We start from the raw sequence: 14,495 nt of genomic DNA on the forward strand, positions 1-14,495 counted from the left end.
GTTCCCTCCCCCCTTGCAGGGAGGGAACGCACTTTTTTCTAAGCGTCAGTCCAGCCTCATCGTATCAAGCTCAGTGCAGCGGATCGCCCTGGCCGAGCGCGTAGGCGACGAGGTCCTTCAGCGCGAAGCTGGAGCCGGTCACCGGCGTCCATTGCGGGTCGAGCGACAGCACGGAGGAATGGTCGCCGAACATCATGCCGAGGAAGACCTCGGCCACGATGCGACCGCCGACGGGGCCGAGCTGCGGCGTGTTGATTCCGGCCGCCGGCGCGCCGGTGGCCGGGATCGTCACCGCGGTCTGGAATTGCCGCGCCTCGGCCAGGATGTAGGTCCAGAGCGGGCAATTGCCGGCAAACACGCCGTTCGCGATGGTCGCGATCCCAGTTTGCGGATCGCCCGCGCCGGGCTCGTCGACGGCCTTGCCGATGATGATCTGATCATCCGTCAGCGGCGTCAGGTTCATCGCCTTGGCGACGGCCTGGCCTGAGGGCAGGCCGAGCCGCCAGCTGCGCTCGAGATTGCGCAACGCCAGCGACGACGGATTGGAGGCGACCTCCGGTGGCAGCTTGCGCAGCGGATCGACCAGCGAGGCGTCGATGCGGTAGGCGAACTGCAGCCGCTTCTTGTTGTCGGGATTGGTGTCGTCGTCCTCGACGCCATAGGGGCGCGTGTCCAGATCGATGAAACGGCCCCAGTCCATGGCGCGTCCCGGGCCCATGGCGCGGAAGCCGGTCAGCGCGTTCTTGTCGGGATTGTGGGGGTCGGGGAAGATCTGCAACAGCATGTTGTCCGCATCGTTCAGCCGATAGCCGGGGCGGATCATGGAATGGCCGAGACGGTAGGCCGCAACCGAGAATTCGACCGGCATGAACGGATAGGTCTTCCAGTGGTAGTGAGCGAGCTTGCTGCGGTCGTATTGGCCCGCGGTCCTCAACTCGTCCAGCACGCTGGCGTGAACGATTCGCGGCAGGAAGTCGTTCAGCACGACGTATTGATAATGGAAGCGGACGCGCTGCTGCACGTCCTCGAACGACAGGCTGTCGTTATCGTCGACCATGCGGTTGTGAAAGCGCAGCATCAAGGCCTGGAACTGCGAGACGATGCTGTTCTCGTCGTTGCGGGGGTCGCCGATCAGGGCGCGGCCCTTGAAGCGCGGCAGGTCGCTGGCATCGGGTACGCCCGCGCCGGTCAGCTTCTCGCCGAGGCGGAACTTGATGCCGTCATACATGTAGGGCTGATCGTTCGGACCACGGCCGTAGAGATTGTCCAGATCGAGCGACGGCGTGCGGAAGTCGACGAGCCCGTCGGGATCCTGCTGTTTCGTCAGCGAGCTGACCGGATCGAAGGTGATGTCGTGGTCGATGAACTGGCCGAAATAGGTGTAGAGCGCGGGAATGCCGCTCTCCTCCGCGTCCGGCCCGTCCTTCGGACCATCGAAGTCGGCGACCATCTTGTCGGCCAGCGCCGAAAGGTTCGCAACATTGTCGGCGTCGTTCGGACCGAATTTCGCCGGCGTGAGCTTGCGGAACATGCGTCCGAAGCGGCCTTGGGAAAGCGGCGAACGCGTTGCGTTCAGACCGCGCGGAACAATGCTGTGGCGGCTGCTCATTGAAAACACCTCCCTGAAAAGTCACGACGTGCAACGAATAAAGCTAAAGTTGTTCGCAACAGAATATGCATGCGACGCTAGATCAGGCGATTGGGTGCCACAAGCGATCTGCTTCACACACTGCGCGACATCAATGTTGTTCCGGGAGGGAGCGTTACGAGCAAGCTGCGGCCGCGCTTTGCAAATTTTTCCCGAAGCGATGACGGATAACATTCTCGTCATCGGCGTGCGCAAAGCGGCTTCGCGCAAGTGAGTTCGCCGGACTGTCGGCGAAGCGGATCGTCTTCACGTAATAAGTGTGGCGGCGTGCGCGTCATGCGCGCACGCCGCGATGTCGTCAGTAGGCATACTGCTGCGAGAACGCGTAGCGCGGATTGATGCCGCAAGAGGCCGACGTGCCGGAGGCGGTGGCGAGGCACTGCTGATAGCTCGCGAACTGGCAGTTGCCGGGATAGCCCCACATGCGTCCCTGCAGGCAATATCGATCGTTTGCAGGATGTGCCTGGGCGGCCGGGGATGCTACGGCGACCAGGGCGGCGAACGATGCGAGAGTGAGGATGATGCGACGCATTTCAATCTCCTTCGAGAGCGGGTGGACGGGAACGTCAGCGAGCCAAGGCTCGTCTGAGGCATGTCATGCCTATCTTGGTGTCGGCGGAATGCCGTGCGTTCGCGACGTGGCACATCATGACGCAGCCGGCGGCCAGCAATGTGATCTACGCCACAGTTCGCGGTGGGGGTCCGGGCCTATCGTGGCCGACTTGCGCGCGTCGATCCCGGAGAACTAGGCTTGTCTCATTCGGATCAGGTATTTTGGAGGTTCTAATGCAAAGGTCATATTTGCTGGCTGCGACAGCAGCGCTGGCGCTTTTCATGCAAATACCGCTCGCGCTGGCCCAGAGTGCGCCGGCCGCCGGTGGAACCGCAGCGCCGGCCGCGACAACCACTGCGCCGGCAGCGACGACGACAACGCCGGCCGCGACCGGCGACACCTCCAGCCAGCCGGCCGACTCCAAGAAGAGCGCATCGAAGCAGCCGGCGAAGAAGAAGATGACGCGGCAGCAGGAAATCGATCATTCGGTCGACAGCGGCACCGTGCCCGCGCGCTACCGCAGCTCTGTGCCCAGGCAGTACCAGCAGTACATTCCGTTCGATAAGCGGTGACGGGTCTCACGGCGGGCGACGTGATCGGACGTCGGGCCGCCGGTGCCATCGTGGCCTTGGTGTGACGCCTTGTCGTAGCGCCTTGGCCAGGCGGAATCCGGCCATACATCCCCAGTGGCGGTCTGCGAGAGCGGTGCTAGAGTAGGCCGAAGCCCCGGGGGGAGAAATGAGCGACGACGTGAAGGATGCTGGCCTTGTGGCCATGATCAGCAGCATCCTGGGAGGCAACAAGCGCGCAGACAGCAGTGCTCCGCCGCCGCTCACCGAGGTTCCGCCGACAGCGCCGACGAACGGGTTCGACCTGGTCGAGCCGTCCACCCCCGATCCTGCACCGGCCGAACCCGACGCTGCGCCCGATGCCGTGCCGGCTGCCGCGAAGCCGGTCGAGCGGCCGGCGAAAATCACGACGACGCCTGATGGCAAGAAGCTGCTTCCCGCCGAGGCGATTGCCGATCTGGTGCTTGGCGAGCTGCGCAAGCTGGAGAATTTTCCGGCGACCGGCGCCTCCGTCACGGTCTACGGTTACAAGCACTGGAATGCGATGATCACCTTCGCGCCGTTCTCGACCACGTTCCAGAACGCGACGCGGTTCCGCCAGGCCGTACCGGACCTGGTCTTCAAGCTGCGCCGTTTCGTCGAACTTGAGATATAGTCCGGGACAATCACCGGCTGCTGTTCGGCGCGATTCCCCGTTGTGGGGCGAGGCGCGAGCGGGTGTCCGAAACAGTTCGACAGGATCTTGAATTGAGCGTCGCCTTTACCAAGGAAGAAAGCGCCGAAACCGCGTCCGAGACGCTGCTGCCGGATCGCCCGATCTCGCCGCATCCAAACCTCGTGACGGAAGCCGGCTTGCAGGCGCTGCAGGCGCAGCTTCGCGAAGCGCGCGAGGCCTATGAAGCCGCGCAAGCCATCGAGGACGTCAACGAAAAGCGCCGGCAGTCGGCGGTGCCCTTGCGCGATGCTCGCTATCTGACCGAACGGCTGCGCACGGCGCAGGTCATTCCCGATCCGGCGTCGACCGATGTCGTCGCTTTCGGCAGCACCGTGACCTTCAGCCGCACCGACGGCCGCGTGCAGACCTATCGCATCGTCGGCGAGGACGAAGCGGATCCAAAGGCCGGATCGATCTCGTTCGTGGCGCCGGTCGCGAAGTCGCTGATCGGGAAGGCGGTCGGAGATGTCGTGGGTTCGGGCGCGCAAGAGATCGAGATTCTGTCGATCGCGTAGCGATGCGATCCGAGGCCAGAATGATGCGCGCGTGAGGATCCAACTCCGACGGCTCTGGCTTCGGATTGGTTTCGCCAACTTCGAGGCGCCGCTGGGTCAGTTGCGCTGCCGCGATTCACTTCGCTGTTCAAAAGCCGCGAAGGTCATATAGTGAGGGGGTATCAAGACCAATTCATTGCGTGTCAGGCCAAGGGAGCGATCCATGCGGAAGTCCCTATACTTCGTCATCGCAGCCGGTCTCGGCCTATCAGGACCACAAGCTCTGGTCGCGCAAGACGATGTAGATCAGCAGCTCGGCAGCGTTCATTTCCAGACCTCTTGCAACGATGTGGCCCAGCGTCGTTTCGATCGCGGGATGCGCTATCAGCATTCCTACTGGTACGCCAACGCCAAGGAGATCTTCGAGGAAGCCATCAAGGCTGACCCGACATGCAGCATGGCCTATTGGGGCATTGCGCTCACCTACATGGACAATCCGCACAATGCGATTCCAAAGCCGAACCTGGCGCCGGGCCTCGCCGCGATCATGAAGGCCAAGGAGATCGGCGCCGCGACCGAGCGGGAACGCGACTACATCGATGCGCTGATGGTGATGTATGCCGATTACGACAAGATCCCTCACGTCCAGCGGATGCGCATGCTGCGTGACGCGCAGGCGCGCGTCGCGGCAAAATATCCAGACGACGACGAAGCCCAGATCGCCTACGCCATTACGCTCAATACGTCGGCGGATCTGAACGACAAGACCTACGCGCAGCAAATTAAGGGCGCGGCGATTCTCGAGCCGATCTCCAGGCGGCTGCCGATGCATCCGGGCGTGACGCATTATCTGATCCATCTCTACGACTACCCGGCGCTGGCGCAGAAAGGGCTCGATGCCGCCAATCGTTACGCCAAGATCGCGCCGGCCGCGCCGCACGCCCAGCACATGCCCTCCCACATCTACACGCGCGTCGGCTATTGGAAGGAATCGATCGACTCCAACGTCGCTTCCGTGAAAGCCGCGATGGCCGAAAAGTCGGTCGGCAACTACCTGCATGCGCAGGACTACATGGTCTATGCTTACCTGCAGCTCGGCCAGGACAAGCAGGCGCGTGCCGTCATCGACGACATGATCAAGGAGACCGACTTCAAGGCGACGGTCGCGGCGGCAGACTACGCGCTGGCGGCTTCGCCGGCGCGTTATGCGATCGACCGTGGCGATTGGGAGGGGGCCTCGCAGCTGCCGGTCAGGCCGAGCAACCTCAACTTTGCGATGGCGGTAACGCATTTCGCCCGGGCTCTCGGCGCGGCGCGCTCCGGCAAACCGGAAGCCGCCAAGGCCGACATCCAGAAGCTGGCGGAATTGCGCGACAAGCTGCAGGACGCCAAGGACAATTATTGGTCCGGAATCGTCGACATCCAGCGTCAGGTCGCCGTCGCCTGGGTGCTTTACGCCGAGGGCAAGTATGACGAGGCACTCAATGCGATGAGTGCCGCGGCGGATGCAGAGGACAAGACGGAAAAGCACGTGATCACGCCCGGACCGCTGGCGCCGGCGCGCGAGCTTTACGGCTTCATGCTGCTCGATCGCGGCATGGCCAGGGAGGCGCTTGCTGCATTCGAGGCAACCAAGGCGAAGGAGCCGAACCGCTTGCACGCTTTCGCGGGAGCGGCCAAGGCGGCCGAAGCCCTTGGTGACAGGGAAGCGGCACGACAGAACTGTCAGCAGCTCGTAACGCTGACGGCCAGTGCCGATTCGGAACGCCCCGAGGTCGCGGCGGCGAAGCAATACCTCGCCAGCAACTGACCCGGAACGAGAACGGTGGAATGATGAGAAGGGCAGCCGCCATCGCCGTCGCAGCTATCGTGCTGGGAAGCGCGCTGGCGGCATCGCTCGTGTGGCTCCATGTGCCACGGCATGCCGCCGCGAATTCCGCCACGCCGGTGTGGCACGAGGTGACCTGGCCCTTCTCGATTGACCAATGGGGCAATGGAAAGGCGTTCCGCTGCAAGGCGGCCGACTGCGGCGTCGAGGTGACGCTGTACCTGCGCGCCAAGATAGGTTTTTGCAATTGCACGACGGGCGTCGCCGATGACGAGGACCTCGATCGTATGGGCGATACCGTTCTCCTGGGCGAGGTCTCTCCACGCGGTTCCGGCCATCCCGTCAGGATTGCGTCGATGAACGGTCGCAGCCGCGCCTACACGCTCAACTCACGTGGCGCTCCCGGCAAAACGCTGGTGTCGGTCGTCTACAACGAACGTTGCGACATGATCGCGGCGACCGCTGTCATTGGCCACGATCGGCCGGAAACCATCGAACCCCGCGTGATCGAGTTTCTGGGCGGGAGCACCGCGATGCACTGGGCTGAGGTCACACTGGGTCTGTGATTGATCGGTCCTTCCCGATCAGCGAGCATTTTCAATGCGGCGAATGGCCCGCGCAGCTGGGGCAAGGATTGCTATCGACAGGGGCAATCTCATTCGCCTAAACATGAGCCATGCGTTTCCGTTGTCTTGTCCCGATATCGAAGGTCTCCGCCGTGTCCGCGAAACAAAGCGCGGCGGCTGGATGAGACGGTTTTTGTCGGGGGCGTTGCCGTTCTACGCGCTGGCCGGATTGGCCATGTGCATGTACCTCGTCCTGTACAAGACGAACCTGTTCGACTTGAACGCCATCGTCCAGGGTGCGACCGGTTCGGCATGGTTTCCGGTCTTCATGTTCGCCTGTGTGCTCCTGGAGTCGGTCTTTCCGTATTTTGGCTATTTTCCCGGAACCGCCCTCATCCTGATGTCCGTGGCGCTCAATCCGAAGCCTGCGGATGTCTCCGTTTTCATCGTGGCGTGGGCGGCCATCATCGTGGGCGCCGTTCTGAGTTACGGACAGGCTCGCTTTTTCAGACCGATGTTGCAGCGGGTTGCCTCAAAAGCGGCACTGAGCCGATGTGAGTCCCTCCTTGACTCCTATGGTCCTTATGCGCGCGTTGCCTTGTTCGTTCATCCCAACGCTTGCGCGATGTATTTCACGGCGCTCGGACTTCTCGGCCGGAACCTGACGCGAGAGCTTGCCCATCTTTGCGTGGGTGCAGCGGCTTCCGTGGGCATTCTGTTCGTCGTCGTGACCAGGCTGGTGTCGTCCGCAGGCGCCACCGATGACGGGGAATTGCAGGTGCTGCTGGCGGCAGGCCTGGTCGCCATCGGGACCCTCGTCGGTCTCTACGCGGCCTTGCGGCCGGATCGGGCTGCTTGAAGCTTGATCCGGAAGAGCGCGAAGCGGTTTTCCGAACCGAGACCTTGCTTTGAGCTTGGTCGGTCATGATCCATGTGCGGAAGCACCCAAATCAGAGCCTAAACCAAGGCAGGGTGAGATAGACGCAAGCGACCATCGAGAGGATGGGAATTACCCACACCCATCCCGACCAGAGGTTTCGCACTGAACGTCCGGGTAACGACGCAGCAACGAGGGCGACGATCAGTGCCCCGAGCGCGGCCGTCGCGGCCCACCCGTACCAGTACATCGCTGGAGCTAGAAATCCCATCGCAGGGTCAGCAACGTCTCGCGAATGATGCGTGCCCGCCAGCACGATGCCGAGCGACGGGAAAACGGTGAAAAGAGCAAGGTCCTTTGCGAGTGCAACCACGTAGAGGAAGCCAAATGTCGTCCCGAACGTGAATGCAAAGCGGCGGAACGCAGCCGATAACGTCATGCGCCGAAACCCCTGATGTTGTTTACGACGTGGCCAGTTAGGAAGCCCCACCAGATGACAAAGGCGAGGATCGAGGTGAGCATAGTGCGCGTCTGAGCAGGCTCGTCGGCACGCGGCCGTCGCCAGCAAACCCAGTAGGCTGGTAGCAACGCAAAACCGATAGCGGCGAAGTGCTCCTTGAGGTCGAAGAAGCCCAGGGCTGGCCAATGACCGGCGCGCTCTAACTCTGGCCTGATGTCGACGCGAAAATACAGATAGATGATCCCACCGAGCAGGATGGAGATGGCATACAAGACGACGACGGCGTCGGCGAACCGGGCCGATGACACGGAGCGAAAGCGGCCGAAAAACGAACTGGGGCGCGTTCCCACAGTCGCCCACGTCGCCAAGGTCTGGTGCGTAATCGCGCCAAGCAGTGCAACGGCGACCAAGCCGTGAATAATCAGGAGTACTGTCGCCAGAACCTCACTCCCGGCCTATTGCCCGCTTGCTGTCACGTGAAGAGTTCCTCAGTCCCGAATGGCTCCGCCGACCACGGCCGGAAGCGATTGAGGGTGAACTTCGTCTTCTGGCCGGGTTCAACGTCCACCAGCACGTAGTTGTACTCCTCTTGCGGAGGCTGGCCCTTCCAGTAAAGGTCCCGCGGATAGTCGGCGGGCACCTTGATGCTGGTTCGCCCCGGCAGGATTGGGTCTTGTTCTGCGCCCCCACCGCCCAACAGAAGATACTTTACCCCATCTACATCGTAGATTTCCGTGGTGTGGACGTGCCCGTTCAACACGATCACCTCCATGTCCTTGGCATACGACGCAATCACCTTGTGCGGGTTATCGGGAGCCGGGATCGGGCCTAAGCCTGACCGCGCAAACACGGGATAGTGGAAGACGATAAACGCCTTCCGAATGCCGTTGGCCTTCGCCTCGTCCATCCACTTTTGAAGCTGGGTCATCTGCTCGGCATATTTTGGCCGATCAGCGTCCCACAGCGACGGCGAACGGTAATCGTACTTGCCACTCCAGAGATAGATGAAGCGGGTGCCCTTGAAGTCGAATTTGTAGATGAGGTTTTCCGGCGTGACGCCGAATTTTTTCAGATACGGCACAGCCGAAAGTACGCCCTCAATCTTTGGGTCGGCCCACACCTCATGATTCCCCACACTCATGAAAAAGCGCCCATCCAGACCGGCCGCGCGCATCTCGTCATCCGGCGCGGGTAGCTTCTTCAACATTGTTTCGTTCACGCGCTTCCAGTATGGGCTGTCACTCACGGTCAAGCCCTGATTGCCCCACCACACAGCGTCACCGCTATTGACCACGAATTTGGCGCGACCGGATTGAACGTCCTTGACGATTTCGCGCGTCACCCATTCGCCGCCCTGAAGCCGGAACATGGTTCGATGCACTCCGGGAAGCAGTTTCACGTCTTCAACGGATGCCTCAGTGACCCAACCTTTATCTACCGTCAGGGTCATCACTTCCGTCTTGGATGTAAACGGCATGACGACCTTGATCAGGTCCTTTGTGACCGGATCGAAGATCATCTTCACATCCTTCGCTACGACGGCCTCGGCGACCTTTTCCGGCATGACCAATCCGAACATCTCGACGAAGAACTTGCTGAGGTCCGGTTGTCCCTCTTTCAATGGGAGGTACATCATCGGTCGGGTATCGCCGACCGCAGCGAATGAAAAACCGGCTGCGGGAAGCGGTGCTTGCGCGGGCGTTGTCTGTGTCTGGGCATCGGCAACGAGTGGCACGGAGAATGCGGGCAGTGCTGCGAGTGCGCCTAGAACCAGGCGACGACTGGGCTCGTTAGGCCAAGAGGATTGCATGATGATCACCCCTGATCGAGGAGAGGGAATGAGCCGCCGTATCGGGCGCGCAAACAGCCCAATTTGCCGGCCGTTTCCCGTAGACCTTCAGCGGTGGGTAAGCTTGATATAGATCAACGTCTTCACCTGCCGTAGCAGCGAGCACGTAGAGCGGCGGCTGGCAGCTATTCTGGCCGCGGACGTTTGCGGGCATCGCAGGTCCGCAGAAATACAGCGGCAAGGACGTGGCAAACTCACACAGGAGCCCGCCGGCTTTCGCATAGTTGGAGCTACGAGGCTTTGGTATTGCGGTTATACGCGCTGCAATTAGGGCATGCAGCGATGTCCATCGGCCGACGCGTCTGGAGTGGCGAGCATGATGTCGATGAAATTGCCGCTGTGGCTTCGCTTTTTCCTGCTCGTCGGCGTCGTCGCCTTTGCAGCAGGCGCAAGTCTCCTTGCCTATCGGTACTACAGCCGCCCGGTAACGCTGACTGTGGCGGTCGGGTCGCTCGACGGCGAGGCAGCGAAGGCAATGTCAGCGATAGCAGGCGAGTTCGTTTCAGCGAACGCGCCGGTCCGGCTCAAGGTTATCGACAGCGGCACCGCGCTCGAGGCCGCTGCGGCTTTCTCCGCGGGTAAGGTCGATCTCGCTGTGGTTCGCGGCGATGTCGGCGACTTGTCGCAGGCGCAAGCCGTCGTCGTCGTCAGCCATATGGCCGTACTGATCATCGCGCCGCCGGGATCGTCCATCGACAGCATTGCCAACCTGAAGGGACGCACGGTCGGCGTGGTCGGCGGAGCAGTGAACGCCAAAATTGTCGATGTGTTGACCAAGGGATACGATCTGGCGGGCGCAAAAGTTGTCTTCAAGAACCTTGCTTTGACGGATGTCCGGCAAGCCATTCAGTCAAAGCAAGTCAGCGTCCTGCTTGTCGTGATCCCGCTCGCCGAAAAATACCTCTCGCTCGTTCGCGGATTTTTTCAGCTTGACCGTAAAAAGACCCCGGTACTGATCCCAATCGAGTCCGCGGGGGCAATTGCAGAGAATGAGCGCGCTTTTGAAAGCTTCGACGTCCCGAAGGGCACGCTGCGGGGATCGCCGCCGGTCCCGGAAGATGACCTGACGACCCTGAGGACCTCGCTATACCTGGTTGCGCAAAAGAAGCTTGGCACTGATCTGGTAACCGACCTCACGGAGGCGATCATGAGCGCGCGCAGGAATCTGCTGCGCGAGCAGCCGATTTTCGCGCAGATCACCGCGCCCAGCACCGACCAGGATGCCTACCTTCCGCTGCATCCTGGCGCGGCAGCCGTCTACAACAGCACCACGCAAAGCTTCATGGATGAATACGGCAACTGGATCTATTTGACGCCGATGGTACTGGGTGGCGCTGCCACCATGCTTGCGGCGGCGTGGAAATTCCTGGGCCTCGGCAGCCGCGCAGCCGAAGGCCCGCTCGATTCTCTCTACGCCCTGGCGCGCCGGATTCGGAAAGTCGATACAGAGGCTGAACTTTCGGATATCGAAGACGAAATCGACCGCATTCTAAAGGCGGAGCTCGCCAAATCCGCTGCTGGAGACGAGAGCGCGGTGGATGATGCCACATTGAACGTGGCAGCCCACCGGCTGGAGAGCTTGATTCACGACCGACGCACATTGATCGCCAAGGGACCCGCAGTTGCCTCCGCGGCGAAGGCGACACAGCGCTAAGTCACGACACGCCTCGCAACACAGTGGTGAATCATGAATGCAATCGCGCTATCGTGCATCACGTTTCTATGCATCTCAGGCGGTGCCCTGCTCGGTATGTTCCTTCCTGGGCATCACCTGAGCACGGATGACAAGGATGTGGTCAGGCTGGGCACGGGCCTCATCGGGACGATAGCCGCGCTTGTCCTCGGTCTGCTGATCGCCTCGGCGAAGGGCTCCTACGACACGCAGAGCACTCAAGTCACGCAGATGACGAGTAATGTTGTCCTGCTCGACAATCTGCTGGCGCAGTACGGACCGGAGGCGAATGGCGAACGCAATCTGTTGCGGCGCGCCATCGTTGTTTTAGCCGATCGAATGTGGCGCGAGAAAAGTTCCGAGGTTGCCAAGGCGAACCCCTTCGAGGCCAGCGCGGTAAGCGAAGCATTCTTTGCGAAGCTTCAGGAGCTTTCGCCGCAGAACGATTCCCAGCGCTCCCTGCAAGCCAGGGCCATACAGATCGCCACCGACATTGCGCAAACCCGCCTGTCGCTGTTCGCACAGACGAACAACTCGATCCCTATGCCGTTCCTGGTGGTGCTGATTTTCTGGCTCACCATCATCTTTGGAAGCTTCGGCCTGTTTGCCAAACCCAGCGCAACCGTTTTCGGCTCGCTGTTCGTTTTTGCACTGTCGGCCGCCGGGGCGATCTACCTGGTCCTGGAGCTGGGGCAGCCATTTGCGGGTTTGATGCAGATTTCCAGCGCGCCACTGCGCAGCGCCCTCACGCCGCTCGGTCCCTGACGTTCGCATGATCGAGGTTGCCGGCCAGAGCGAGCCCCGACTGCTATCGTGGTCGTCGCGACCTGCTGCAGCGGTTGTTCGAGTTGATCAAGATGCGCATTGTGCTGCGATGTCCGAATCTGGCCCATGTCGGTCGGCTGCCTGATTTCTGCTTGCGAGGGCAAAGCGGACATTTGGGAAATTAGCGAGGTCCGCTAAGGGCCACAAGCAGACTCCGGCGTCTGGTCGATCACTTCGAAACAGTCGTCATAATGGACAGGCCGGTAATCCGCACCGGACGATGCGTCGAGTGCGACAAGGCGCCTAGACGTTGATCTCGGCCGCTGCCTGCACAATCGCTGTCACGGTTGCCTTGGCTGCCGGCGACGAGGTTCTCCCTCGCAAACACACGATGCCCGTGCTTGACGGCGGCGACTGCCAGCCATGTACGACAAGCCGGACAAGCGCGCCGGATTCCAGCTCCCCCCGTACCGCCGCGTTCGTCGCACCCAGAACGGTATCCGTGGTGAGCGCGACCGTCTTGAGCAGGCCGTAGTTGTCGCACTCGAGCGCAATGGCGGCCTCCTGGCCCGCAGGCAGGCCCAGCAGGGCGGCGAGCTCCACCTTTGAGGGGCTCAGCAACTTCGGTGCGGCGAGACCGTACGCCCAGACGTCCTGCAGCATGTGCTCGCGCCCGGCCAGCGGATGTCCTGCCCGCACATACAGGCCGGCCTGCTGCCCCCCGATCAACTGGATGTCCAGCGCGGCATCCCCAGGCATGTCACGGACATCGGCAGCAAAGAACTCGATGCTTTCGGTACGCAAGCTCTCCAGCAACTGCACCCAGTTGCCGACCTCCATGCGCAGCGCCACCTGCGGGTGCTGGCGGCGCAACGCCACAAGTGCGCGTGGCATCAGGGTGGCCGTTAGCAGCGGCCCGACGCCGAAGGCCGTGTCGCCGAGCTGGCTGTCGCGGTAAAGATCCACGTCGCGCTGCAGGCAACGCGCCTCGAACAGCAGCTTGCGCGCCCGCTCAATGACGAATTCCCCGGCACGGGTGGGGCGGACATCACCAACGTCGCGGTCGAACAGGCGGATACCCAGGTCGTTCTCGATGGCCTGGATGCTGCGGCTGAAGGCCGGCTGGCTCAGGTGGGCGGCTGCGGCGGCGCGGGCGAAGTGCAGAGTGTCGGCAAGGGCGACAACGTGATTCAGGCGGCGCAGATTCACGGCATTGCTCTCCATGCATCAAGATGATGAATATTATGCATTGGACGCAATATGGCGACACCCCTTAGACCGTTCCACAATTCAAAACATGAGAGCGGCAGGAGACGTCCCATATGAGCTCGCAATTGCAGTACTTCTTAATTGGCGCCTGCATCCTAGGCTTTGCCGCCATGGAGTTCGTCACCCGACGGTATCAAGCCACCGTGCGCGGCAACGCGACAGCCAACGACGCCTGGCTTGAAGTGCTGATGTTCGTCAGCCTGATCGCCATCACCCAGCCTATCGCACTGCTGGGCAGCAACGCGTTGTGCAGCTGGCTCATGCCGACGCAGCACAACGCCTGGGCCAACCTGCCATGGTGGGCGATGGCCGGACTGCTGCTCATCGGCGATGACCTCACGCAGTACCTCTGGCACCGCGCCTCGCACACGCCCTTGCTGTGGCCGCTGCACCGCGCGCATCACAGCGCGGCCTACATGAGCGTGCGCATTACCTACCGCAACAACTTCTTTTACTACCTGATGATGCCGGGCCTGTGGATCGGCGGCGTGGCGGTGTACCTGGGTTTCGGCCCAGTCTATGCGGCGTACCTGGTGATCAAGTTGGCGGTCATCCTGGGCGCGCACTGCGCTTGGGCGTGGGATGCGCCGCTGTACCGCATCCGCGCGCTGCATCCGCTGATGTGGGTGCTGGAGCGCACCATCTCCACGCCGGCCACGCACCAGGCGCACCATGCGCTCACCAACGAAGATGGCATTGGCCACTACAAGGGCAACTTCGGCAACCTGCTGTTCTTCTGGGACGTGCTGTTCGGCACGGCGCATATCACACGCAAATATCCCGCCAAGGTCGGCCTGCAGGACGACATCCTGTTTGGCCCGGAGCGCTGGACGACGCAAATGTTCTACCCGCTCGTCCACTCAAAGCGCGAACATTCGGCACTCCGCCCCGGCGGCCGTGGCTTCACCGAAGCAGACCTGCAGACCGAAGCTAAGCAGAAGGCCACCTGAACGCGGGTAGCGTCGAGGCGACGCAGCAAGCGTTCGCGATGCCTCGGAAGGAGCTGGAATGGGTAACCATCTGGTCCGCGAGCGGCCTCTTGGCCACACCGAGATGAGCCGAGCGGAAACCATCGTGCTTGCGGCTGGAGCACCGCGCTTGTGGCGGTCTTCATCCGACTCCTTGGTATTGGTTAGGAGAAGGCGATGATCGTCTGTTCTTGCAATGTGTTCAGCGACCACCAGGTGCGGTCAGTGGTCATAAAAGAAGCGCGACGGCCCCGCATGAGCG

Annotated in this window: 15 protein-coding genes; 9 read left to right on the forward strand and 6 right to left on the reverse strand. The window is 61.8% G+C overall.

Annotated features, from left to right (window positions below):
* Positions 1-70 precede the first annotated feature (70 nt).
* Together IVB46_RS44250 and IVB46_RS44255 are read right to left on the reverse strand one after the other, a co-directional pair.
* On the reverse strand, positions 71-1,609 hold the full coding sequence (locus tag IVB46_RS44250) for a heme peroxidase family protein (protein ID WP_247315179.1): 1,539 nt from the start codon (positions 1,607-1,609) through the stop codon (positions 71-73).
* A gap of 337 nt (positions 1,610-1,946) precedes the next feature.
* Positions 1,947-2,180: a DUF3551 domain-containing protein gene (locus tag IVB46_RS44255; protein WP_028151247.1), complete on the reverse strand. Its 234-nt coding sequence runs from the start codon at positions 2,178-2,180 to the stop codon at positions 1,947-1,949.
* Between the two features lie 254 nt (positions 2,181-2,434).
* On the opposite strand from IVB46_RS44255, the gene IVB46_RS44260 reads away from it, so the two are divergent.
* The 6 genes from IVB46_RS44260 to IVB46_RS44285 all read left to right on the forward strand — a co-directional run bounded on the left by IVB46_RS44260 (position 2,435) and on the right by IVB46_RS44285 (position 7,232).
* Positions 2,435-2,773, forward strand: a complete 339-nt coding sequence (locus tag IVB46_RS44260) for a hypothetical protein (protein ID WP_247315177.1) — start codon at positions 2,435-2,437, stop codon at positions 2,771-2,773.
* 166 nt (positions 2,774-2,939) lie between these two features.
* Entirely contained in the window at positions 2,940-3,425 is a 486-nt protein-coding gene (locus IVB46_RS44265) for a hypothetical protein (protein ID WP_247315174.1), read from the forward strand.
* A gap of 92 nt (positions 3,426-3,517) precedes the next feature.
* On the forward strand, positions 3,518-4,000 hold the full coding sequence (gene greA, locus IVB46_RS44270) for a transcription elongation factor GreA (protein ID WP_063985411.1): 483 nt from the start codon (positions 3,518-3,520) through the stop codon (positions 3,998-4,000).
* Between the two features lie 202 nt (positions 4,001-4,202).
* Positions 4,203-5,789: a hypothetical protein gene (locus IVB46_RS44275; protein ID WP_247315173.1), complete on the forward strand. Its 1,587-nt coding sequence runs from the start codon at positions 4,203-4,205 to the stop codon at positions 5,787-5,789.
* Positions 5,790-5,809: 20 nt separating this feature from the next.
* Positions 5,810-6,373 (forward strand): hypothetical protein, encoded by a 564-nt coding sequence (locus IVB46_RS44280; RefSeq protein ID WP_247315172.1) that lies wholly within the window; start codon positions 5,810-5,812, stop codon positions 6,371-6,373.
* A 181-nt stretch (positions 6,374-6,554) separates the two neighbouring features.
* Positions 6,555-7,232, forward strand: coding sequence for a hypothetical protein (locus IVB46_RS44285; RefSeq protein WP_247346277.1), 678 nt, complete (start codon positions 6,555-6,557; stop codon positions 7,230-7,232).
* 91 nt (positions 7,233-7,323) lie between these two features.
* Here IVB46_RS44285 and IVB46_RS44290 read toward each other — a convergent pair whose 3' ends face one another.
* From IVB46_RS44290 to IVB46_RS44300, 3 genes are all read right to left on the reverse strand, one after another.
* Complete coding sequence (locus IVB46_RS44290; RefSeq protein ID WP_247315169.1) at positions 7,324-7,689, reverse strand: DUF1446 domain-containing protein; 366 nt, start codon at positions 7,687-7,689, stop codon at positions 7,324-7,326.
* Positions 7,686-8,120 (reverse strand): hypothetical protein, encoded by a 435-nt coding sequence (locus IVB46_RS44295; protein WP_071909693.1) that lies wholly within the window; start codon positions 8,118-8,120, stop codon positions 7,686-7,688. Before IVB46_RS44295 ends, IVB46_RS44290 begins: the two co-directional genes overlap by 4 nt.
* 62 nt (positions 8,121-8,182) lie before the next feature.
* The gene (locus IVB46_RS44300; protein ID WP_247346172.1) at positions 8,183-9,520 is read right to left on the reverse strand and encodes a metallophosphoesterase; all 1,338 of its coding nucleotides are present in this window, start codon (positions 9,518-9,520) and stop codon (positions 8,183-8,185) included.
* Between the two features lie 355 nt (positions 9,521-9,875).
* On the opposite strand from IVB46_RS44300, the gene IVB46_RS44305 reads away from it, so the two are divergent.
* Positions 9,876-11,213, forward strand: a complete 1,338-nt coding sequence (locus IVB46_RS44305; protein WP_247315163.1) for a TAXI family TRAP transporter solute-binding subunit — start codon at positions 9,876-9,878, stop codon at positions 11,211-11,213.
* 33 nt (positions 11,214-11,246) lie between these two features.
* Entirely contained in the window at positions 11,247-11,996 is a 750-nt protein-coding gene (locus IVB46_RS44310; protein ID WP_247315161.1) for a DUF4239 domain-containing protein, read from the forward strand.
* Positions 11,997-12,299: 303 nt separating this feature from the next.
* Here the strand turns inward: IVB46_RS44310 and IVB46_RS44315 are convergent, their stop codons facing one another.
* Positions 12,300-13,205: a LysR family transcriptional regulator gene (locus tag IVB46_RS44315; RefSeq protein WP_247315158.1), complete on the reverse strand. Its 906-nt coding sequence runs from the start codon at positions 13,203-13,205 to the stop codon at positions 12,300-12,302.
* Between the two features lie 113 nt (positions 13,206-13,318).
* Here IVB46_RS44315 and IVB46_RS44320 point away from each other — a divergent pair, with 113 nt between their 5' ends.
* Positions 13,319-14,215 (forward strand): sterol desaturase family protein, encoded by an 897-nt coding sequence (locus IVB46_RS44320; protein ID WP_247315157.1) that lies wholly within the window; start codon positions 13,319-13,321, stop codon positions 14,213-14,215.
* The last annotated feature ends 280 nt before the right edge of the window (positions 14,216-14,495 follow it).

The organism is Bradyrhizobium sp. 61 (genome assembly GCF_023073075.1).
Taxonomy (GTDB): domain Bacteria; phylum Pseudomonadota; class Alphaproteobacteria; order Rhizobiales; family Xanthobacteraceae; genus Bradyrhizobium; species Bradyrhizobium barranii.